Source organism: Heyndrickxia vini, assembly GCF_016772275.1.
Lineage (GTDB): Bacteria > Bacillota > Bacilli > Bacillales > Bacillaceae_C > Heyndrickxia > Heyndrickxia vini.
On record NZ_CP065425.1, the window covers coordinates 2,825,544 to 2,846,395 of the forward strand.

The 20,852-nt window shown below is 36.1% G+C and carries 20 protein-coding genes, 1 pseudogene and 1 other annotated feature; of the genes and pseudogenes, 3 read left to right on the forward strand and 18 right to left on the reverse strand.

Annotated elements, in window-relative coordinates:
- Window positions 1-142: 142 nt before the first annotated feature.
- Window positions 143-395 (forward strand) — a binding site (T-box leader).
- Window positions 396-466: 71 nt separating this feature from the next.
- Window positions 467-1,456, forward strand: coding sequence for a tryptophan--tRNA ligase (trpS, locus tag I5776_RS14170; RefSeq protein ID WP_202777032.1), 990 nt, complete (start codon window positions 467-469; stop codon window positions 1,454-1,456).
- Between the two features lie 50 nt (window positions 1,457-1,506).
- On the opposite strand, the gene I5776_RS14175 is transcribed toward trpS, so the two are convergent.
- The 12 genes from I5776_RS14175 to I5776_RS14230 all read right to left on the reverse strand — a co-directional run bounded on the left by I5776_RS14175 (window position 1,507) and on the right by I5776_RS14230 (window position 14,933).
- Window positions 1,507-2,253, reverse strand: coding sequence for a YjbA family protein (locus I5776_RS14175; protein ID WP_202777033.1), 747 nt, complete (start codon window positions 2,251-2,253; stop codon window positions 1,507-1,509).
- Window positions 2,254-2,416: 163 nt separating this feature from the next.
- Window positions 2,417-3,313, reverse strand: a complete 897-nt coding sequence (gene opp4C / locus I5776_RS14180; protein WP_202777034.1) for an oligopeptide ABC transporter permease — start codon at window positions 3,311-3,313, stop codon at window positions 2,417-2,419.
- Window positions 3,314-3,324: 11 nt separating this feature from the next.
- Window positions 3,325-4,290: an oligopeptide ABC transporter permease gene (opp4B, locus tag I5776_RS14185; protein WP_202777035.1), complete on the reverse strand. Its 966-nt coding sequence runs from the start codon at window positions 4,288-4,290 to the stop codon at window positions 3,325-3,327.
- Window positions 4,291-4,332: 42 nt separating this feature from the next.
- Window positions 4,333-6,051 (reverse strand): oligopeptide ABC transporter substrate-binding protein, encoded by a 1,719-nt coding sequence (opp4A, locus tag I5776_RS14190; protein ID WP_202777036.1) that lies wholly within the window; start codon window positions 6,049-6,051, stop codon window positions 4,333-4,335.
- Window positions 6,052-6,078: 27 nt separating this feature from the next.
- The gene (locus tag I5776_RS14195) at window positions 6,079-7,092 is read right to left on the reverse strand and encodes an ABC transporter ATP-binding protein (RefSeq protein WP_202777037.1); all 1,014 of its coding nucleotides are present in this window, start codon (window positions 7,090-7,092) and stop codon (window positions 6,079-6,081) included.
- The gene (locus I5776_RS14200) at window positions 7,089-8,117 is read right to left on the reverse strand and encodes an ABC transporter ATP-binding protein (protein WP_202777038.1); all 1,029 of its coding nucleotides are present in this window, start codon (window positions 8,115-8,117) and stop codon (window positions 7,089-7,091) included. The genes I5776_RS14195 and I5776_RS14200 overlap by 4 nt, the downstream gene beginning before the upstream one ends.
- A gap of 216 nt (window positions 8,118-8,333) precedes the next feature.
- The gene (opp4C, locus tag I5776_RS14205; protein ID WP_202777039.1) at window positions 8,334-9,230 is read right to left on the reverse strand and encodes an oligopeptide ABC transporter permease; all 897 of its coding nucleotides are present in this window, start codon (window positions 9,228-9,230) and stop codon (window positions 8,334-8,336) included.
- 11 nt (window positions 9,231-9,241) lie between these two features.
- Window positions 9,242-10,207 carry an oligopeptide ABC transporter permease gene (gene opp4B / locus I5776_RS14210; RefSeq protein ID WP_202777040.1) on the reverse strand — a complete coding sequence of 322 codons (966 nt, stop codon included), beginning with the start codon at window positions 10,205-10,207 and terminating at the stop codon, window positions 9,242-9,244.
- Window positions 10,208-10,244: 37 nt separating this feature from the next.
- On the reverse strand, window positions 10,245-11,945 hold the full coding sequence (gene opp4A / locus I5776_RS14215; protein WP_202777041.1) for an oligopeptide ABC transporter substrate-binding protein: 1,701 nt from the start codon (window positions 11,943-11,945) through the stop codon (window positions 10,245-10,247).
- Between the two features lie 24 nt (window positions 11,946-11,969).
- Window positions 11,970-12,980: an ABC transporter ATP-binding protein gene (locus I5776_RS14220; protein WP_202777042.1), complete on the reverse strand. Its 1,011-nt coding sequence runs from the start codon at window positions 12,978-12,980 to the stop codon at window positions 11,970-11,972.
- Window positions 12,980-14,005, reverse strand: a complete 1,026-nt coding sequence (locus tag I5776_RS14225; RefSeq protein ID WP_202777043.1) for an ABC transporter ATP-binding protein — start codon at window positions 14,003-14,005, stop codon at window positions 12,980-12,982. The genes I5776_RS14220 and I5776_RS14225 overlap by 1 nt, the downstream gene beginning before the upstream one ends.
- A gap of 145 nt (window positions 14,006-14,150) precedes the next feature.
- Window positions 14,151-14,933: a DUF2268 domain-containing putative Zn-dependent protease gene (locus I5776_RS14230; RefSeq protein ID WP_202777044.1), complete on the reverse strand. Its 783-nt coding sequence runs from the start codon at window positions 14,931-14,933 to the stop codon at window positions 14,151-14,153.
- 197 nt (window positions 14,934-15,130) lie between these two features.
- On the opposite strand from I5776_RS14230, the gene I5776_RS14235 reads away from it, so the two are divergent.
- A complete protein-coding gene (locus I5776_RS14235) occupies window positions 15,131-15,988 on the forward strand; it encodes a nuclease-related domain-containing protein (protein WP_202777045.1) in 858 nt (285 codons plus the stop codon).
- A 43-nt stretch (window positions 15,989-16,031) separates the two neighbouring features.
- On the opposite strand, the gene I5776_RS14240 is transcribed toward I5776_RS14235, so the two are convergent.
- From I5776_RS14240 to I5776_RS14255, 4 genes are all read right to left on the reverse strand, one after another.
- Window positions 16,032-16,313, reverse strand: a complete 282-nt coding sequence (locus I5776_RS14240; protein WP_202777046.1) for a hypothetical protein — start codon at window positions 16,311-16,313, stop codon at window positions 16,032-16,034.
- 9 nt (window positions 16,314-16,322) lie between these two features.
- Window positions 16,323-16,586 (reverse strand): hypothetical protein, encoded by a 264-nt coding sequence (locus tag I5776_RS14245; protein WP_202777047.1) that lies wholly within the window; start codon window positions 16,584-16,586, stop codon window positions 16,323-16,325.
- A gap of 179 nt (window positions 16,587-16,765) precedes the next feature.
- Complete coding sequence (gene fabF, locus I5776_RS14250) at window positions 16,766-18,004, reverse strand: beta-ketoacyl-ACP synthase II (RefSeq protein WP_202777048.1); 1,239 nt, start codon at window positions 18,002-18,004, stop codon at window positions 16,766-16,768.
- A 91-nt stretch (window positions 18,005-18,095) separates the two neighbouring features.
- Entirely contained in the window at window positions 18,096-19,034 is a 939-nt protein-coding gene (locus I5776_RS14255; RefSeq protein ID WP_202777049.1) for a beta-ketoacyl-ACP synthase III, read from the reverse strand.
- A gap of 204 nt (window positions 19,035-19,238) precedes the next feature.
- Between I5776_RS14255 and I5776_RS14260 the strand changes: the two genes are divergently transcribed.
- Window positions 19,239-19,595, forward strand: a complete 357-nt coding sequence (locus I5776_RS14260; RefSeq protein WP_202777050.1) for a hypothetical protein — start codon at window positions 19,239-19,241, stop codon at window positions 19,593-19,595.
- A gap of 51 nt (window positions 19,596-19,646) precedes the next feature.
- Here I5776_RS14260 and I5776_RS14265 read toward each other — a convergent pair whose 3' ends face one another.
- Window positions 19,647-19,832, reverse strand: a complete 186-nt coding sequence (locus tag I5776_RS14265) for a ComZ family protein (protein ID WP_202777051.1) — start codon at window positions 19,830-19,832, stop codon at window positions 19,647-19,649.
- Window positions 19,833-19,851: 19 nt separating this feature from the next.
- Window positions 19,852-20,798: pseudogene (locus tag I5776_RS14270) on the reverse strand (BMP family ABC transporter substrate-binding protein).
- Window positions 20,799-20,852 lie beyond the last annotated feature (54 nt).

Genomic DNA, 20,852 nt, shown 5'->3' on the forward strand with positions numbered 1-20,852 from the left:
TGCATGTACTTATGTATGACTAATGAGTCGACATACACAGAATACTAGATCATTCTTAAATTACGATTAAAAGACAATTAAAATTTTCATATCTTGACTTAATCATTCCACTTAGATATAATATGGTAAATTTTAAAATATCGAAATAGCAATGATAAAGAGTAGTACATTTGTTTTTGTTTTATAGAGAGTTTGTGGTGGGTGAAAACAAACAAACAAAACTTATGGAATGGACTTTTGAGCACCAAAAATGAACAGATCTAATCCTCTTATTAGTTTTTGGCGAGTAATCCCACGTTAATGGGATTCCATGAGATCTTTCATGGAACTAAGAGACACAAAAGTTAATTTGTGTACTTAGGGTGGCACCGCGGAATTAACCATTCGTCCCTATTTTTTTAGAGGATGAATGGTTTTTTATTTTGCCTAAAAAAGAAACTATACTTATTTCAAGGAGGAATTGAAAATGAAGACAATTTTTTCAGGAATTCAGCCAAGCGGAACTATTACACTTGGTAATTATATTGGAGCATTAATGCAATTTGTTGAATTACAGGAAGAATATAATTGCTATTTCTGTATTGTCGACCAACATGCGATAACCGTTCCCCAAGATCGCTTACAATTACGTAAAAACATTCGAAACCTAGCAGCCCTATATATTGCTGTTGGAATTGATCCCGAAAAAGCAACTTTATTTATTCAATCAGAAGTTCCCGCCCATGCTCAAGCAGGTTGGATGTTACAATGTGTCGCAAGCATTGGTGAGTTGGAACGTATGACACAATTTAAAGATAAATCTTCCGGAAAAGAATCTGTATCAGCAGGTTTACTCACATACCCACCATTAATGGCTGCTGATATATTATTATATAATACTGATTTAGTTCCTGTGGGTGAAGATCAAAAACAACATTTAGAATTAACAAGAGACTTAGCTGAAAGATTTAATAAAAAATACAATGACATCTTTACAATTCCAGACGTAAGGATTCCTAAAGTTGGCGCAAGAATCATGTCACTTCAGGATCCAACAAAGAAAATGAGTAAATCTGATCCAAATACGAAAGGATTTATCTCCATTCTTGATGATCCAAAAACGATTGAAAAAAAAATCAAGAGTTCCGTCACAGATTCAGATGGAATTGTTAAATACGATAAAGAAAATAAGCCTGGAATTTCGAACTTGCTTTCCATTTATTCTATTATTGAAAATAGATCCATTGATGAAATCGTTGGGGAGTATGAAGGAAAGGGATACGGAGAATTTAAAAATGATCTCGCTCAAGTGCTCATCAAAAGGCTTTCGGCAATTCAAGAAAAATATCATTCATTAGTTGAATCGGATGAACTTGATCGTATATTAGACATGGGGGCAGAAAAAGCCAACAAAGCGGCTAATAAAATGTTAAAGAAAATGGAAACGGCAATGGGACTAGGACGAAAACGGAAATAAAAAATAAAGGTGCACCCATTTTTTTTCATAGGTGCACCTTTATTTTCTAATTAATTCACCTTTGGTCCATGCTCTAATTCCCAAAGCTTTTCAAAAAACGGTTGTCCTTTAATTAAATTTTCGCATAGGTTTTCGTGTTTTTCACTCCAACCACTTTTCACTTCTTCAAATAAACGATTCCAAACATTATTAAAATCCATGACTTGAATTTCTTGATACTGTTCTGGAGACCATTCTGTATACCAGTAACGAATTTCTGCCGCGTTATTTGATGAATGAAGTTGATCTAACGCCATAAATAACAACTGCTTCAATTGTCTTTCTTTTCTTGTTAATCCATGCATGATTGCCGGGTCAGGAGATAAAATATGATGTTCTTTCCCTCCACGTCCCCCTTCAAATTGATAATTAATCGGTTCATGTTGATCAATCATTTCATATACAAGCTGTTCTTGTCGAGGGATTAATCGGCTTTTTCTTATCGGAATATTATATCCTATCGTATCAACGGCTAAAATTCCTTTTCCATCCGTTACTACAAAACAATATTCCAATTGTACCCGTTCATGATTTTTTCTTGAATAGGCTTTTTGATAAACATCATTCATTAATTCTGGCGGTAAATCACTTAAATCATTTTCTATGTAGTGATACAATAATGAATCCACCAATAATAGCGGAACTTGATCTAATAATTCAATCGTGTCATCTCTCCTCCACTCATGGAAATGACAAATGTTATAGCTATTTTCTTCCCCTTCAAACCAATTCACCCATACATCATGTAGATATAGCATCATTTAACCCCCTTGCATCAACTATTTATCAATCAGTATGGGCATCCTTTAGTAAAATTATTCCTTGATTAACATATAAATCATTGACTATAAAGGAAAGGAATGAATAGAGCAAAAAAAAAAATCCTACCATTACAATGATTAGGATTTTTCATCTTATTTTTTAATTTTTTGGATTAAAAGCATCTTTTAAGCCTTCACCAATAAAGTTTATGGAGAGGGTTGTAAAAGTAATCAATAATGCAGGTGGTATCCAAATCCATGGCTTATATTGTAGAACATCCGGCTCATTTGCAGAGGATAACATATTCCCCCAGCTTGGTATTTCTGAAGGTACACCGAAACCTAAATAACTTAATGCCGCTTCGGCTACTATCATACCTGCAAACATAATACTTGCTTGTACAATAATCGTTGATAGGATATTAGGCAATAAATGTTTCATTATGATTTTCGTAGATGAGCATCCTATAGATATCGATGAAAGTACATATTCATTTTCCTTTTCTGCTAAAATTTTACTGCGAACAATCCTTGCGACACCGCCCCAGCTAAGAAAGCTGATTACGATGATTAATACCCAAACGCCTGATAGTTTCCCAAATAGAATCGCATTAAGAACAATGACGAACACATAGAACGGAAAGTTCAATACAAAGTCAGTAAAACGCATGAGCAAACTATCAACGACTCCACCGAAATAGCCTGCAATCGATCCTACAATTGTTCCAAAGACAATGACTAGTAATGTACACGAAAGACCAACAAGCAAAGAAATTCTTCCACCATATAGTAATCTTGTGAAAACGTCTCGTCCACTTTTATCAGTACCTAAGATATGCTCACCCGATGGAGCTAAAGACATTTGACTTATATTTACTTTAGCGATATTTTGTGAGGAAATAATTGGCGCCAATAATGATAATGCGGCAATGACAACTAAAAAGATTAAACTAACCATAGCCAGCTTGTTTTTTATAAATTTACGTTGAGCAATGGCCCATGGAGATAGGCTTTTTTGAACATTTTTTCCAATTGCTTTATCTGTTACAACTTCCATGACCATCCTCCTTAATCTAATCGAATTCGCGGATCGACGACTCCGTATAATATATCAGCAATTAAATTCCCGAATAAGGTTAAAAACGAGAGCATCATTGTCAAAGTCATTAATATTGGATAATCCCGATTACTTACTGAGTCAATAAATAATTGCCCAATCCCAGGATATGTAAAAATTGTTTCCGTTATAATTGCTCCACCAACCATTGCCGCAATATCAAAACCTAAAAACGTTATAAGCGGTATAATGGAGTTTCTTAATATATGAACATTGTAAATCTTACTTTCTTTTGTTCCTTTTGCTCTTGCTGTTCGAACAAAATCTTTTCGACTGTTCTCAATAATATCATTCCGTAAAAACTGAGTATAACTTGCCGTGCTCAATAAGCCCAGCATAAGTGCAGGTAAAATAACATGATGGATTTTACTAAGCCAATAATCTATGGTCCCTTCCGTAACAGTAATATCGACTGAACCATTGGACGGAAAAATATTTAGCTGAAATGAAAAGAAGTAAATACAGAATACTGCGGCAACAAATGAAGGAATCGACAAACCTAAATAATTGGCCCCTCCAATTAAATGATCTCCCGCAGTATATGGTTTCCTTCCTGCGTACATGCCCATTATAAAGGCAAAAATATACGTTAAAATAAGTGAAGTAAGTCCTAAAAATATCGTATTCGGAATTCTTTCTCCAAGGACATCAGAAACAGGCATTTTATAACGTGAAGACTTCCCAAAATCTCCTTGAACAAAATTCGATACCCATCTAAAATATTGAACATAAATCGGGTCGTTATAACCTAACTTTTCCCTCATATCTGCAATATATTTTGGATCGGTATTATTCGGATCTATTTCTCCACTGAAGGAATCCCCTGGCATTAATTTTGCCAGGGTAAACACAACAATGGAGATAAGGAGTAACATAGGAATCATGCCTAGTATTCGTCTAATGCTATATTTCAACATGGTTCATTCCCCTTATCTGCTCCAGCTTAATGTAGTGATCAATTATTTACCATCAACCCACCATAAATGTGGACTGTTTAATCCAAGCGGATTCAATTCTACACCTTGAACTCGTTTAGTTGTTGCATATGTTTCATCAAGCTCTGAAATTGGAATTGCAGGTAATTCTTCATTGAATAATTTTTGCCAATCAACATAAAGTTGCTTACGTTTGTCTTGGTCTGTTCCAACAATTTTTACATCTAATGCATCATCTAATAATTTATCAGAATCTGCATTTACCCAACGAGGGTAGTTCCAAAGTGCGTCAGATCTCCATAAGCCTGATGGATCTGGATCAGAACCTGTGCTCCAGCCACCGAAGAATACTTCAATAGATTTATCTGCTTTTTCAACTTTGTCGTAGTAAAGATTTACTTCTGTCATCGAAACTTTTGTTTTCAAGCCAACCTCTTCCCAATATTGAGCAATTTGTTTCGCACGTGCTTCGAATGTTGGGTTTGTTGTTTGATAGTGGCTGAAATTAACCACGAAAGGCTTACCATCTGGATCTTCACGGAATCCATCGCCATCCTTATCTTTATAGCCCGCCTCATCTAACATTTGCTTCGCTTTTTCTGGATCATATTTGTAATCATTTAACTCCGCATTATCCGCTGCAATCCAGTGTGAAGATGGTACTGGACGGTTTACAGGGTGTCCTAAACCGAAGAAGAATGCATCATTCCACTCTTCACGATTCATTGCGTATGCCATTGCTTGGCGAAGTTGTTTATTATTGTATTTATCATAGTTTGCTACATTTTTCTTACCATCCCAAGTTCCAAGTCTGAAACCAACATAGTAGTAAGAAACACCAGGGGATTTAAGAATATTGATATCACTTAGCTTTTTGATTTCATCATAACTCACTGGTGAGAATGGAGTCATATCGACTGTTTTATTTTTCAATTCACCTACTAGTAAGCTAGCATCAATAACTTTTAGAATAATTTTTTCAATATGTGGCTTACCTTGCCAGTATTCATCATTACGTACTAATTCAATAGATTCACCAGGTACAACTTTGCCTACTTTGTATGGCCCTGTACCAACTGGAGTTTGACGAACTTGTTTTGAACTCATCATGTCTTTAACTGCTACACCCTCAAATTCTTTTCGAGACAATGGATATGTCCATAGATTTTCAAGGTTGTTAACACGTGCTTTATCAAATGTAATTTCGATATTATAATCATCGATTTTTTTAATACCTGAAATTTCTTTTGCTTTTCCATCATGATATGCTGGAGCGCCTTCGATTTGTTGAACATTCACATATCGCGGTCCATCGTATTTTTTATCTGCAAGAGTTTTGATGGCAAAGATCCAGTCATCAACCGTTAACTCTTCACCATTATGCCATTTTACGCCTTCTTTGAACTTGAATGTATACACTTTATTATCTTTTGTTTCCCATGAAGCAATATTTGGAATTGGCTTCATTTTTTCATCATATGTGATTAGATTGTCATCCGTAAATTGAAGAACTTCCGCATCAGATGCATTACCATAAAAGTTAGGATTGAAAATTCCTTCAGGTGCTGTATCCACAGCAAATACGATCGTACCGCCATCTTTCGGCTGACCTGCATTTTCTCCAGATTTTTCATTGTTATCTTTTTCTTTGGTACCTGCCTTTTCTTTCCCGCCACAGGCTGCTAAAAACATTGACATCACTAACATGAGCGCTGTCAATAACAGTATGGATTTTCTTTTCAATGTTTTTCCCCCCAAATATTTATTCATTTAGCTATAAAGAACGCACGCAACTTTATGACCTGGCTTCACCTCCTTTAAAGTAGGCTTCACTTTGGAGCACTCTTCCTTGGCAACTGGACATCTAGTGTGGAATGGACATCCGGAAGGTGGATTAACCGGGCTTGGCACATCTCCTTGCAGCACTATTCGTTCTTTTCGTTTACGAGGATCAGGCTCTGGAATCGCTGAAATTAAGGCTTGAGTATATGGATGTAATGGTTCTGCATATAGACTGCTTTTATCTGCAATCTCTACTAAGTTACCTAAATACATAACTCCGATTCGATCACTCATATGTTTAACAACACTTAAATCATGGGCAATAAATAAAAAGGTTAAATCAAATTCATCTTGCAGCTCTTTTAAAAGGTTTAATACTTGTGATTGAACAGATACATCTAAAGCTGAAACAGGTTCATCTGCAACGATAAGTTTTGGCTTTAATGCTAATGCTCTTGCTATTCCAATTCTTTGTCTTTGTCCACCCGAAAACTCATGCGGATACTTAAAATACGCATCCTCTGGCAATCCGACTTTATTCAACAATTCCATCACTTCATCTTTTAATTCCTTTAGCGATTTATTAGAAAAGTTTCTAATTGGCTCCGAAACGATATCGCCTACCATTTGTTTTGGATTTAATGAAGCATATGGGTCTTGGAATACCATTTGAAAGTCTTTTCTTGCTAGCCGTAATTCCTTCCCTCGCAAATTCGTAATATCTTTACCATCAAAATAAATCTTTCCGGATGTTGGATGTATTAATTTTAAAATAGTTCTGCCTGCAGTGGACTTTCCGCAACCAGATTCACCTACTAATCCAAGTGTTTCACCTTTATTAATTTCAAAACTGATGTCATCAACAGCTTTTACTTGTGCAATGGTTCTCCTTAGAAAACCACCTTTAACAGGATAATAGGTTTTAAGATTTTGGATTTCTAATAGTTTCCTAGCGTTTTCTTCTGCTACTTCGATTCCTCGTAATGGCGCTACATTGCTCATTGAACATTTGACCCCTCTTTCGGAATGCTCGTTTCATATAGTAAACATGAAACCTCATGTCCTGCTTCTGATTCAGCAAGCAGTGGAGTAATGCTGTTACATTCTGGCATAGCTTTTGGACATCGATTTGCAAAGCGACATCCTACTTTTGGCATATTCTTTAGTGAAGGAACGATTCCTTCTATTGAACTAAGAACTTCAACATCTTCATCCATTTTAGGAATAGCACCCATCAATAGTTCTGTATATGGGTGTTTTGGGTTATGAAATAATGTATCTACGTCCGTTCTTTCAACAATTTTTCCTGCATACATTACAATAACTTCATCACACATTTCGGCAACAACTCCCAAATCATGTGTAATTAAGATAATAGCCATATTGTTGATTTCTTGAATTTCTTTTAATAAATCTAAAATTTGCGCCTGCACTGTTACATCTAGCGCTGTAGTTGGTTCATCAGCTATCAATAACTTTGGTTGGCAAGCAATTGCAATCGCAATCATCACACGTTGCCGCATACCGCCTGACAACTGATGTGGATATTCATCAACAATTTTCTCAGGACGGGAAATCCCTACACTTTTCAATAATGCGATGCTTTTCAGTCTCGCTTCTTTTTTGGTTATAGTCATATGATTAAAAAGTGTTTCTTGAAGTTGATAACCTATTGTAAAAACAGGATTTAACGATGTCATTGGTTCCTGGAAAATCATCGATACATCTTTTCCGCGAATTTTATTCATTTCTTTATCAGATAGCTTTTCTAAATGTTTCCCTTCAAAAACAATGTCGCCATTTCTAATGGATCCGATTCCTTTTGGTAAGAGCTTCATTATAGATAGGGACATAACACTTTTCCCACATCCTGATTCACCTACAATACCAACAATTTGTTTTGGTTTAACATGAAAAGATACATTATCTACGGCATTATGTAGTTCGCCATCTATTTCAAATGCTGTTTGTAAATTATTCACCTCTAATATAGGCGACTGACTACTGAAGTTTGCTTTTGTTTCCATCGATCCACCCCAAAGTCTTTTTAATTATTCAGAAATTTGCTATATTTGAATAAAATGTTATTACAATCTCATTACAATTGCAAGACTTTTTTAAAATTTAAAACTTCATAGAAAGTTTAGTATATTGGAATAACATAAAAAGTAGCGGGTTAAAATCATGTGGAAATAATTGAAGATAACAAAAAAATTCCCACCAATAAGGTTGGGAATTCGATGTTATGACTTCGGATTTAAAGCATCTTTTAAGCCTTCACCAATAAAGTTAATGGAGAGGGTTGTAAAAGTAATGAATAATGCAGGTGGTATCCAAATCCATGGTTTATATTGTAGTACGTCCGGCTCATTTGCAGAGGATAACATATTCCCCCAACTTGGTATTTCTGAAGGTACACCGAAACCTAAATAACTTAATGCCGCTTCGGCTACTATCATACCTGCAAACATAATACTTGCTTGTACAATAATCGTTGATAGGATATTAGGCAATAAATGTTTAATAATGATTTTCGTAGATGAGCATCCTATTGATATCGATGAAAGTACATATTCATTTTCTTTTTCCGCTAAAATTTTACTGCGAACAATCCTTGCGACACCGCCCCAGCTAAGAAAGCTGATTACGATGATTAATACCCAAACACCTGATAGTTTCCCAAATAAAATCGCATTGAGAACAATGACGAACACATAGAACGGAAAGTTCAATACAAAGTCAGTAAAACGCATGAGTAAACTATCAACGGCACCACCGAAATAGCCGGCAATCGATCCTACAATTGTTCCAAAGACAATGACTAGTAATGTACATGAAAGACCTACAAGCAAGGAAATTCTTCCACCATATAGTAATCTTGTAAAAACATCACGTCCACTTTTATCAGTTCCTAAAAAATGATCTGAAGAAGGGGATAAAGACATTTGGCTAATATTTACCTTCGCAATATCTTGCGATGAAATAACAGGTGCCAATAAAGATAACGCTGCAATAACTACCAAAAAACATAAACTTACCATAGCCAGCTTGTTTTTAACAAATTTACGACGAGCAATGGCCCATGGAGATAGACTTTTTTGAACATTTTTTCCAACCGCTTTATCTGTTACAACTTCCATGACCATCCTCCTTAATCTAATCGAATTCGCGGATCGACGACTCCGTATAATATATCAGCAATTAAATTCCCGAATAAGGTTAAAAACGAGAACATCATTGTCAAAGTCATTAATATTGGATAATCCCGATTACTTACTGAGTCAATAAATAATTGTCCAATACCAGGGTATGTGAAAATCGATTCTGTAATTATCGCTCCACCAACAAGTGCTGCAATATCAAAACCTAAAAATGTTACAAGTGGAATGATGGAGTTTCTTAAAATATGAACATTGTAAATCTTACTATCTTTTGTTCCTTTTGCTCTTGCTGTTCGAACAAAGTCTTTTCGACTGTTTTCAATAATATCGTTTCTAAGAAATTGCGTATAACTTGCAGTACTTAATAAACCTAATATCAATGCAGGAAGAACAACATGATGAATTCTACTTAGCCAATATTCAAATGTCCCTTCTGTTACTGTTATATCAACAGATCCATTTGATGGGAAGATATTCAATTGGAACGAGAAGAAATAAATAGCAAATACTGCAGCAACAAATGATGGAATACTCAAGCCGAGATAGTTAGCCCCACCTATAATATTGTCACCGAGCGTATGTGGTTTTCTTCCAGCATATGAACCCATAAAAAAAGCTAATATATATGTGATTAATAATGATGTTAATCCTAGGAATATTGTATTTGGAAGTCTTTCTCCAATAACATCGGAAACTGGCATTTTATAGCGTGAAGATTTTCCAAACTCTCCTTGTGCAAAATCCGAAATCCAGTGATAATATTGAACATAAATCGGGTCATTATAACCAAGTTTTTCACGCATCGCTTCAATATATTTTGGATCAGTATTATTCGGATCTATTTCCCCACTGAAGGAGTCCCCTGGCATTAATTTTGCCAGGGTAAACACGACAATGGAGATAAGGAGTAACATCGGAATCATGCCTAATATTCTTCTAAGGCTATATTTCAACATGTGCATTCCCCTTATCTGTTACCGCATTAAGTGGTTATTATTGTTCAATCCACCATTGATGAGGACTGTTTGTTCCAAGTGGAGTAACTTTTACTCCTTGTACACGTTTTGTAAGTGCATAAGAATCATCAAGCTCCGAAATTGGAATAGCTGGTAATTCATCATTAAATAGTTTTTGCCATTCTACATAAAGTGCTTTACGTTTTGCTTGATCTGTTCCAACTTTAGCTACATCAAGTGCATCTGCAAGTAATTGGTCAGATTTTTCATTTACCCAACGTGGATAGTTCCAAAGTGCTGTAGAGCCCCATAGACCTGATGGATCGGGATCAGAACCTGTGCTCCATCCACCAAAGAATACTTCAATAGATTTATCGCCTTTTTCTAACTTATCATAATAAAGGTTAGCTTCTGTCATAGTAACTTTTGTTTTTAAGCCAACTTCTTCCCAATATTGTGCAATTTGTTTTGCACGTGCTTCAAATGTAGGGTTAGTAGTTTGATAGTGACTGAAGTTTACTACGAATGGCTTTCCATTCGGATCTTCACGGAATCCGTCGCCATCTTTGTCTTTATAACCCGCTTCATCCAATAATTGTTTCGCTTTTTCTGGATCGTATTTGTACTCGTTTAATTCACTATTGTCGGCTGCAATCCAGTGTGATGATGGAATTGGTCGGTTTACTGGATGTCCTAAACCAAAGAAGAACGCTTTATTCCATTCTTCACGATTCATCGCATACGCCATTGCTTGACGAAGTTGTTTATTGCTGTATTTGTCATAGTTAGCTACATTTTTCTTTCCGTCCCAAGTTCCAAGTCTGAAACCAACATAATAATAAGAAACACCTGGAGAAGTTAAAACTTCTATGTTATTAAGCTTTTTAATTTCATCATAGCTTACAGGTGAGAAAGGAGAGAAATCGATTGAATTATTTTTCAACTCACCAACTAATAAACTTGGATCTACTACTTTAATAATGATTTTTTCGATATGCGGCTTACCTTGCCAGTAATCATCATTACGAACTAATTCAATTGATTCACCTGGTACAACTTTATTAATTTTATATGGACCAGTACCAATTGGCTTTTGACGAACTTGTGGTGAAGCTGACATATCTTTAATTTTTACACCTTCAAATTCTTTACGAGACATTGGGTATGTCCAAACGTTTTCAAGATTGTTTACACGCGCTTTATCAAATGTGATTTCTATATTGTAGTCATCAATCTTTTTAAGACCAGCGATTTCTTTCGCTTTTCCATCGTGGTATGCAGGTGCACCTTCGATTGTCTGTACGTTTGTATAACGAGGACCGTCATAGTCTTTATCTGCAAGTGTTTTAATCGCAAAGATCCAGTCATCGACTGTTAATTCTTCACCATTTTGCCATTTAACGCCTTTTTTGAATGTGAATTTAAATACCTTATTGTCTTTTGTTTCCCAAGAAGCAATTTTTGGAATCGGCTTCATATTTTCATCATAATCAATTAAACTATCATCAATAAATTGTAAAACATTTGCATCTGATGCATTACCATAGAAGTTGAAATTGAAGATTCCTTCTGGCGCAGTATCCACACCATATACTAATGTTCCACCATCTTGCGGCTCACCTGAACTAGATTTCCCTTTAGTTGTTTCGTTTGCTTTTTCTTTACCTCCACACGCAGCTAGGAACATTGACATGACTAGCATTAGTGCGGTTAATAATAATATCGACTTTCTCTTCAATGTATTTCCCCCCATTTTTCTCTATTAATTGTATAGAATGCACGCTACTTGATGTCCAGGTTTCACCTCCTTTAATGTCGGCTTAACCTTTGAACACTCTTCTTTCGCAACAGGACATCTCGTATGAAATGGACAACCTGTCGGAGGATTGGCCGGACTTGGAACATCCCCTTGCAATACAATTCGTTCTTTACGTTTACGTGGGTCTGGTTCCGGAATCGCAGATATTAGTGCTTGTGTATATGGATGAAGCGGTTCTGCATAAAGACTGTCTTTGTCGGCGATCTCCACTAGGTTACCAAGATACATAACGCCAATACGATCACTCATATGTTTAACGACACTTAAATCATGGGCGATAAACAAGAAAGTCAAATCGAACTCATCCTGTAATTCTTTTAAAAGGTTAAGTACTTGAGATTGAACAGATACATCAAGCGCTGATACAGGCTCGTCCGCAATGATTAATTTCGGTTTCAACGCCAATGCTCTAGCGATACCAATCCTTTGTCTTTGTCCACCCGAAAACTCATGAGGATATTTGTAATATGCATCCTCCGGAAGTCCGACTTTTTTCAGAAGACTCATAATCTCCTCTTTAAGTTCCTTTAAGCTTTTATTAGAAAAGTTCCTAATAGGCTCCGAAACGATGTCGCCAACCATCTGCTTCGGATTTAATGAAGCATACGGATCTTGAAACACCATTTGAAAATCCCGCCTTGCTAATCGCAAAGTTTTCCCGGTTAAATTGGTAATATCTTTTCCATCAAAAATAATTTTTCCCGATGTTGGGCTTAACAATCGCAAAATGGTTCTTCCAGTTGTGGACTTACCACAGCCTGACTCACCAACCAAACCGAGTGTTTCACCTTTTTTTATTGCAAAGCTTACATCATCAACAGCCTTTACGTTTCCTACGGTTCGTTTGAAAAAGCCGCCTTTTATCGGGTAATAAGTTTTAAGATTTTGAATTTCTAATATATTTTGAGACCCATTCTCTTTTTCTAGTACATTATCTACCGTTGTTTTACTCATCAGACCATTGCCCCCTCTTTCGGTTTGCTCGTTTCATAAAGCAAACAGGAAACCTCATGACCAGCTTCTGTTTCAGCAAGTTGTGGAGTCATTATTTTACATTCCGGCATAGCTTTTGGACATCGATTTGCGAATCTGCATCCTGCATGAGGCATTTTCTGAAGTGATGGAACAATCCCTTCAATTGTGCTTAATGTTTCTACTTCTTCATCCATTTTAGGTATCGCGTTCATTAATAATTCTGTATATGGGTGTTTTGGATTATGGAATAATGTATCAACATCTGTCTTTTCCACAATTCTGCCCGCATACATGACGATAACCTCGTCACACATTTCAGCTACTACTCCTAGGTCATGCGTAATCAAAATAATTGCCATGTTGTTCACTTCTTGAATTTCTTTAAGTAAATCAAGAATTTGCGCCTGTACTGTAACATCCAACGCTGTAGTCGGCTCATCCGCGATGAGTAGTTTCGGCTGACATGCAATCGCAATTGCGATCATCACACGTTGTCTCATTCCACCTGATAATTGATGTGGATATTCGTCAACGATTTTTTCAGGGCGAGATATTCCGACACTTTTCAATAAAGCAATACTCTTATCCCGCGCTTCTTTTTTCGATATTTTCATGTGGTTGAATAGTGTTTCTTGTAATTGATAGCCAATCGTAAAGACTGGATTTAAAGATGTCATTGGTTCTTGGAAAATCATCGAAATGTCTTTCCCACGAATTTTGTTCATCTCCTTATCCGACAATGGCGCAATATTTTTCCCTTCGAAAAGGACTTCCCCATTACGGATGGAACCAATACCTTTTGGAAGCAGCTTCATAACCGATAAGGACATGACACTTTTTCCACATCCAGATTCGCCTACAACCCCCACAATCTGTTTAGGTTTAACTTCGAATGACACATTATCGACCGCATTATATAATTTGCCCTCAATGTCGAAGGCCGTTTCTAAATTTTCCACCTTTAGAATTGGTGATTGGTTAGTTAAGTTTGCATTCGTGCCCATAGCCCACCTCAAACTTCTTAATTATTCAGACAAGTTACTATATTTAAATAATATATTATTATAGTTGAAATAGAATTGCAATATTTTTTTGTTAGAAATGTCATAATTTATCGAATAAAATCAAAAAAACCCAATAAACATGGGTTTAATCATTAAAAACATTACTATTGACCAACTTTTCAGAAGAGGTTGAAAACATTTTATTGAATGAATAAATAGTATTTTTATTATATTCAGAAATAATTTTATATCCAATTGCATATCCCATCATAGTTGGAACGAATTTTTTTCCAAAAAGGAGATTATCATGTACAGGATCTTTCTTTTTGATAGTTAATCTCTCATTAAAATCACTTTTCCAAAACCGTTTAAGTACTTTGTCCGAATAAGCTCTTGTCCAGGGTGCTAAATACTTTTCTCCACAATATTGTTCTACTGCATATTCGGCCAACCCCTCTAATATCAGTGAATCAAGTAATGAATAATTTAAAGGATCCCCAGACATATAGGACATTCTTGTTGCATGATTATATTCATGAACAAAAAGTGACTCCCATTCTTTTTGGTCTTCTGTAGGTCCAAGAAATAAGATCATTTTATCTTTAAACGTTACACCGGATTTTCCATTAGTTTGGCGGATAAGTGATCGATTCATCCCGTTTATTGGCAAAATATAAATTTTGGTCTCCGGTCCATCCCATAATTTTTTATACTTTTTATAATACTCGTTTATTTTCTCCCATGCGTTTGCCTGTTTTAATTGTTGGAAAATGTCTTTCGAAATTTTAGATGGTCGATACATACCAAAAAACAATAAGTATTCATAGTATGATCGGGCATTTTTAACAGCTGGATCGATTTTTTTACATATTTCCTCCGGTTGATCAATTAAATCCTCTAACCAAGTATCTGTTCGGATTACCCCCATATATTTGTCACCTCGCAATATTTACTTTTATCATATGTTGTTATAACCTAAAGTTTTATTGCAATTTTCACTAAATTACTTGTACAGACACGATATTTCATTTAAAATGATGGAAATAAACAAGAAGGGAGTGCAATATTATTAAAGCTCGCAAGAAATCCGAAGAACTGTGTGCATTTCGATATTTAAACAAGAGGATGAAATTATTAGAGGATGACCTATCTTACTTTAATTATCTTGAAAAAGGCTTTGCTGGTGAGAAAATGTTTGACAATCTAATTAAAGAACATATTTCTATTAAGCATATTTTTTTAAATGACTTACTACTTGAACACAATAACACCAAATTTCAAATTGATTCTCTTCTATTTTTTTCAAATACCATACACTTTTTCGAAATCAAAAATTATGAAGGTGATTATTATATTGATAATGATCTATGGTATAAAAGCCCGCAGAAGGAAATAAAAAATCCACTTCATCAACTAAAGAGAAGTACAAGCTTACTAAGAGGAATCTTTCAAGAACTCCGTATAAATATCCCAATAGCAGAGCACCTTGTATTTGTAAATCCTGAATTTCATCTATACAACGCCCCAATGAATTTGCCAATTACTTACCCCACACAACTTAACCGTCTGATGGAGAAACTTAACAACAAGAACAATTCCAATATAAATGATATTCATATTAAATTAGCGAATCGTATATTAAACCGTCATATAAAAGAACCTTCATTCTCCAGACTACCGGATTATACATTTGATCACCTTGAAAAAGGGATTACTTGTGCTAACTGTGATGCATTTGTAGAAACCTACAAAAAAACAACAGTAACCTGTACTTATTGCGGATTTAAAGAAAATATTACTAATGCAGTTATACGTAGTATAGATGAATATTCCCTCCTTTTTCCCGATAGGAAAATAACGAAAAACGCCATTCAAGAATGGTGTAAAATTGCATCCCATAAAACAATTAAACGCATTCTTACAAGTAATTACAATCAAATAGGTAAAAGTATATCAACACACTATGTAAAACAAGGTAATTAACATGTCTTTTCGGGAAGATGTGGTAGTAGTTTGATAGTTCTTCTTAATGCGTGCCCATTACTACCCATTTTTCCTCTTTATGGTGGTGCTTGTTTCTTTCCGGACCCTTAACCTCTCGACTTCCTTTCCCATCTGGCCACTTATCTTCTTTCCAGCACCATGGACTCTCGCTTTCTTTTCCCATCGGACCGCTTTTCTTCTTTCCGAACCCATAGTCACACGACTTCTTTTCACATCGGACCGCTTCTCTTCTTCCCGGACCCATAGCCTCATGACTTCCTTTCCCATCGGACCGCTTTTCTTCCTCCCGGACCCTTAGCCTCATGACTTCTTTTCACATCGGACCGCTTTTCTTCTTTCCGAACCCATAGCCTCTCGACTTCCTTTCCCATCGGACCGCTTTTCTTCCTCCCGGACCCATAGCCTCATGACTTCCTTTCCCATCGGACCGCTTCTCTTCCTCCCGGACCCATAGCCTCATGACTTCCTTTCCCATCGGACCGCTTTTCTTCTTTCCGAACCCATAGTCACACGACATCCTTTCCCATCGGACCGCTTTTCTTCTTTCCGAACCCATAGTCACACGACTTCTTTTCATATCGGACCGCTTTTCTTCTTTCCGAACCCATAGTCACACGACTTCCTTTCCCATCGGACCGCATAACGCACTGTACTAATTTCCTAATCCAAAAGTGTACCCTCTACATTATTTGTACTTGAGCTAAATTACTAAAATAAAAAAAGGACAGAGAATGATCCCTGTCCTTTATTCGAACGTTATTCATATTTTCTAAAGACGATTGTTGCGTTGTGACCACCAAAACCTAAAGAGTTGCTTAACGCAATATTTACTTCCTGTTTGCGTGCACCATCGGATACGTAATCAAGATCGCATTCTGGGTCAGGTGTAACTAAATTAATAGTTGGAGGAATGATTCCTTCTTTAATAGCAAGAACTGTTAGGATAGCCTCAACCCCACCGGCGGCACCAAGTAAATGCCCTGTCATTGATTTCGTTGAGCTTACAGCAAGTTTGTATGCATGTTCACCAAACACTTCTTTAATTGCCATTGTTTCATATTTATCGTTATATTCCGTGCTTGTACCGTGAGCATTAATATAATCGAGTTCTTCAGGCTTAATATTGCCATCATTAAGTGCCGCCTGCATCGCACGGACACCACCTTCACCACCTGGTGCGGGTGCAGTAATATGATGGGCATCACCTGTTGCGCCATAGCCTACGATTTCCGCATAAATCGTTGCACCTCTTGAGAGAGCATGGTCTAGTTCTTCTAAAATAACAATTCCGGCACCTTCTCCAATAACAAATCCATCACGATTTAAATCAAATGGGCGACTTGCTGTTTGCGCATCAGGGTTTGTAGATAATGCCGTGTTTGCGCAGAAACCTGCAACAGACATCCGCGTGATTGGTGCCTCGGCTCCGCCTGTAATCATGACATCCGCATCACCGCGTTGAATAACTTTAAATGCATCGCCAATAGAGTTAGTTCCAGTGGCACAAGCCGTTACCGTACATGAATTTATTCCTTTTGCTCCAAGAAAAATTGATACTTGTCCCGCAGCCATGTCCGGAATCATCATCGGAACAAAAAATGGACTTACACGGCGATACCCACGTTTTTGGAATGTTTCAAATTGGTTTTCAAATGTTTCCATTCCACCAATACCAGATCCAATCCAAACACCAACCCGATTTGCATTTTCTTCATTTATAGTTAAATTAGCATCCTTTACAGCCATCATTGATGCAGCAATTGCATAATGTGTAAATCGGTCCATCTTTCTTGCTTCTTTTTTCTCAATATATTGTTCAATATCAAAATCTTTTACTTCTGCTGCTACTTTTGCTGGATAATCATCCGCATTCACTCTTGTTAATGGTCCAACACCGGATTTCCCGGCAATGATATTTTCCCAAGTAGTTTTTGCATCATTTCCAACAGGAGAAACTGCTCCAATACCTGTAACAACTACACGTTTGTTTTCCATTTTCGGATCTCCTTCCAAATCAAGAAGATTTTATATTTAATAATTTCCTTTTAACATAATACCCTTTAATTATCCAAATTTCCAGTAACACCTATCGGCCCCATTTTAGCGCAATGGCACCCCATGTAAGACCACCGCCAAAACCAACTAAAACGATGACATCATCATCTTTGATTTTACCTGCTTCATATTCTTCGACAAGTGACATAGGAATAGAAGCTGATGATGTATTCCCATATTTATGAACCGTTTTTGACATTTTTTCGACTGGCAGATCTAAACGTTGTCTAGATGCTTCCATAATTCTTATATTTGCTTGATGGGGAATAAGGAAGTTTACATCCTCTTTCGTTAATCCTGCTTTTTCAATCACATTGACACATGATTCACCCATCTGCCTTACAGCAAATTTAAATACTTCTCGTCCATTCATAATAATATGCTTGTTTTCATCTTCATATAAATGTTTTCCGCCAGAGCCATCAGCGCCAAGTTCGAAAGCAAGAACTCCTCTTCCTTCAGAAACTGGTCCCATAATTGCTGCACCTGCTCCGTCACCAAAAAGAACAGCGGTATTACGATCTTCCCAATTCGTAATTTTTGATAATTTTTCAACACCTATAATAAGTACATATTTATATGCATTCGTTTCAATAAATTGTTTTGCAGTGATTACTCCATACATAAATCCGGCACAGGCTGCACTAACATCCATAGCTGCTGCTTTCTTTGCACCTAAACGATCTTGAAGCTTGCAAGCAACGGATGGAAATGGCTGGTCTGGTGTAACTGTCGCAACAAGAATTAAGTCAATCTCTTCCGGCTTGATAGCCGCATCTTCTATTGCTTTTAATGCAGCTTCATATGCCATGTCAGATGTATCCATGTCTTTATCTGCTATCCGGCGTTCCTCAATACCAGTACGTGTTCGAATCCATTCATCTGATGTATCCATCATTTTTTCTAAATCAAAATTTGTTAAAACCTTTTCAGGACTGAACTTCCCAACTCCAATTATCCCTGCGTTCATCACGTACATCTCCTTTTTAAAGGCAAAAATATTATTTATAGTTATTCTTATGACCTGCTCCTAATTATAACAGTTAATTTTATTTTTGTCACTTGTCTGTTTTGTAGAAAGCATGATATTCATCTATTCCCAAAATATTTATTTGCATATTTTATATCGATGAGAATTTTACCAGAGACTTTAAAAAAGGAGGTGTATGTGAAAATGAGTGAAGAAATTACTCCTGAAGTGGAGAATAATAGTGAAAATATTGAAGAGGGGAAAGAAGAAGAAGGAACACTTCATCCATTTGATCGAATGTTTTTTGGAGGTGCTGGTGGATCCGGAAACAGACGCCCTTTATTTGACCGACCAGTTCAACAAACAGAACATTCCAATGAAACAGCAAATGAATATGATATGTTAAGTAGTATATTAAATCATCCAAATCTTAAAAACATCAATTTAGATGAAATGATGACTCATGTTGATAATTTAATGACCTCCCTTGGTGAATTAAAACCAATGTTTCAAAAAGTTTCCCCCTTAATTAGCAAATTTATTCAGAATTCAAAAGAATAGGAATGGATAAAAAAGAGGCCTTCTCAAATGAAAGCCTCTTTTCTACGGACTCTATTTACTTAACGCATCTTTTTTCCCTAATTCATATGCCTCATTCATTACATTAGTAAAGAGCTCCATGAAGGGTTGTAGTAATTCAAACGAAATTTCAACACCCGCTTGATCTAGTTTCTCTTTTGCCTCTGGTAAGTATTTCATCGCAATTTGCATAAATTCCATTGATTTTTCTTGATTCATTATTATATCCTCCACTTTTCTATCCAGGTAATTTTCCGGTTTTTTTGTACTTTTGAACATTGTCACGTATTTTGTTTTGAAATTTTTTATCAACTAGTGGGCTAAATTTTCCCATCACAATAACACCATCTTGAAAATCAAATGAAATGTTTCCAGATGGAAGTTCACCATCAGCATATTTTCTTGCAACAATATCGTAAAGTTTACTAACTTGTTGTACAGTACTTGTTAAGACTGTATTTTGCCCTAATTCAGCTTGGTCTGAAACATAGCCTATTGCGTAAAGTCCTTTTTCCTTCAACTTTTCGATTACGGGTATATTAAATCCGTCCCCGCAGGGTAAACAACATCTACACCTTCAGCTATTAACTGATCAAGCAGGCTAATTGCTTTTTGACCATCATCCCAATTCTCCGTGTAAATAATTTTAACTTTTGTTCGAGGATCTTCGAATTTCGCACCGTTAACAAACCCTTTTATTTCCGGCTGCCAACTATGTGTTCCAATAATCCCTATTATTTTATGGGAACTCATATGTGCTGCTGTCATCCCTCCGAAGAAACCCATTGCATGTCCTTCAAATTTAATGCTAGTTGTATTCTTTTTTTTGGCTTCTCCATTAAAACTAACAAAATGAATGTTTGGATATTTTTTGGCAATTTCGTTAAACGTGTCTGCATATTCCGCACCATGACCAAAAATTAAATTTACACCTTTTTGACTTAATTCATGGACAGCTTGTTTAATCGCATAATCAGTTTCAATGCCTTCCCGATAAAATACATCTACATTGAAGTCATTTTGTATATTTAATATTCCTTTATAACCTTTTGTACCCCAAACTTGATCGTTAATCGTTTCAGGAACGAGCAGTCCAACCTTTTTTATTTTACCCTTTTCAATAGGATTAGAGCAACTAGCCAAAAACACGACAAGAATGAATAAGACTACCTTTTTCATCAAAATATTAAGCAACTCCTTTTTCAAGCAGCCCAAAACATACAAATAAATTCCTTTATA

Excerpts from the sequence above, each read along its gene's own strand:
- I5776_RS14260 (WP_202777050.1), top strand. The coding sequence starts at position 19,239 with ATGAGTGAAGAAATTACTCCTGAAGTGGAGAATAATAGTGAAAATATT.
- I5776_RS14255 (WP_202777049.1), bottom strand. The coding sequence starts at position 19,034 with ATGAACGCAGGGATAATTGGAGTTGGGAAGTTCAGTCCTGAAAAGGTT.
- I5776_RS14220 (WP_202777042.1), bottom strand. The coding sequence starts at position 12,980 with ATGAGTAAAACAACGGTAGATAATGTACTAGAAAAAGAGAATGGGTCT.
- I5776_RS14175 (WP_202777033.1), bottom strand. The coding sequence starts at position 2,253 with ATGCTATATCTACATGATGTATGGGTGAATTGGTTTGAAGGGGAAGAA.
- opp4C (WP_202777039.1), bottom strand. The coding sequence starts at position 9,230 with ATGGAAGTTGTAACAGATAAAGCGGTTGGAAAAAATGTTCAAAAAAGT.
- opp4C (WP_202777034.1), bottom strand. The coding sequence starts at position 3,313 with ATGGAAGTTGTAACAGATAAAGCAATTGGAAAAAATGTTCAAAAAAGC.
- opp4B (WP_202777040.1), bottom strand. The coding sequence starts at position 10,207 with ATGTTGAAATATAGCCTTAGAAGAATATTAGGCATGATTCCGATGTTA.
- opp4B (WP_202777035.1), bottom strand. The coding sequence starts at position 4,290 with ATGTTGAAATATAGCATTAGACGAATACTAGGCATGATTCCTATGTTA.
- I5776_RS14200 (WP_202777038.1), bottom strand. The coding sequence starts at position 8,117 with ATGGAAACAAAAGCAAACTTCAGTAGTCAGTCGCCTATATTAGAGGTG.
- I5776_RS14265 (WP_202777051.1), bottom strand. The coding sequence starts at position 19,832 with ATGAATCAAGAAAAATCAATGGAATTTATGCAAATTGCGATGAAATAC.
- I5776_RS14245 (WP_202777047.1), bottom strand. The coding sequence starts at position 16,586 with ATGAAAAGAAGTCGTGTGACTATGGGTTCGGAAAGAAGAAAAGCGGTC.
- trpS (WP_202777032.1), top strand. The coding sequence starts at position 467 with ATGAAGACAATTTTTTCAGGAATTCAGCCAAGCGGAACTATTACACTT.
- fabF (WP_202777048.1), bottom strand. The coding sequence starts at position 18,004 with ATGGAAAACAAACGTGTAGTTGTTACAGGTATTGGAGCAGTTTCTCCT.
- I5776_RS14195 (WP_202777037.1), bottom strand. The coding sequence starts at position 7,092 with ATGAGCAATGTAGCGCCATTACGAGGAATCGAAGTAGCAGAAGAAAAC.
- I5776_RS14225 (WP_202777043.1), bottom strand. The coding sequence starts at position 14,005 with ATGGGCACGAATGCAAACTTAACTAACCAATCACCAATTCTAAAGGTG.
- I5776_RS14240 (WP_202777046.1), bottom strand. The coding sequence starts at position 16,313 with ATGAGGCTAAGGGTCCGGGAGGAAGAAAAGCGGTCCGATGGGAAAGGA.
- I5776_RS14235 (WP_202777045.1), top strand. The coding sequence starts at position 15,131 with ATGAAATTATTAGAGGATGACCTATCTTACTTTAATTATCTTGAAAAA.
- I5776_RS14230 (WP_202777044.1), bottom strand. The coding sequence starts at position 14,933 with ATGGGGGTAATCCGAACAGATACTTGGTTAGAGGATTTAATTGATCAA.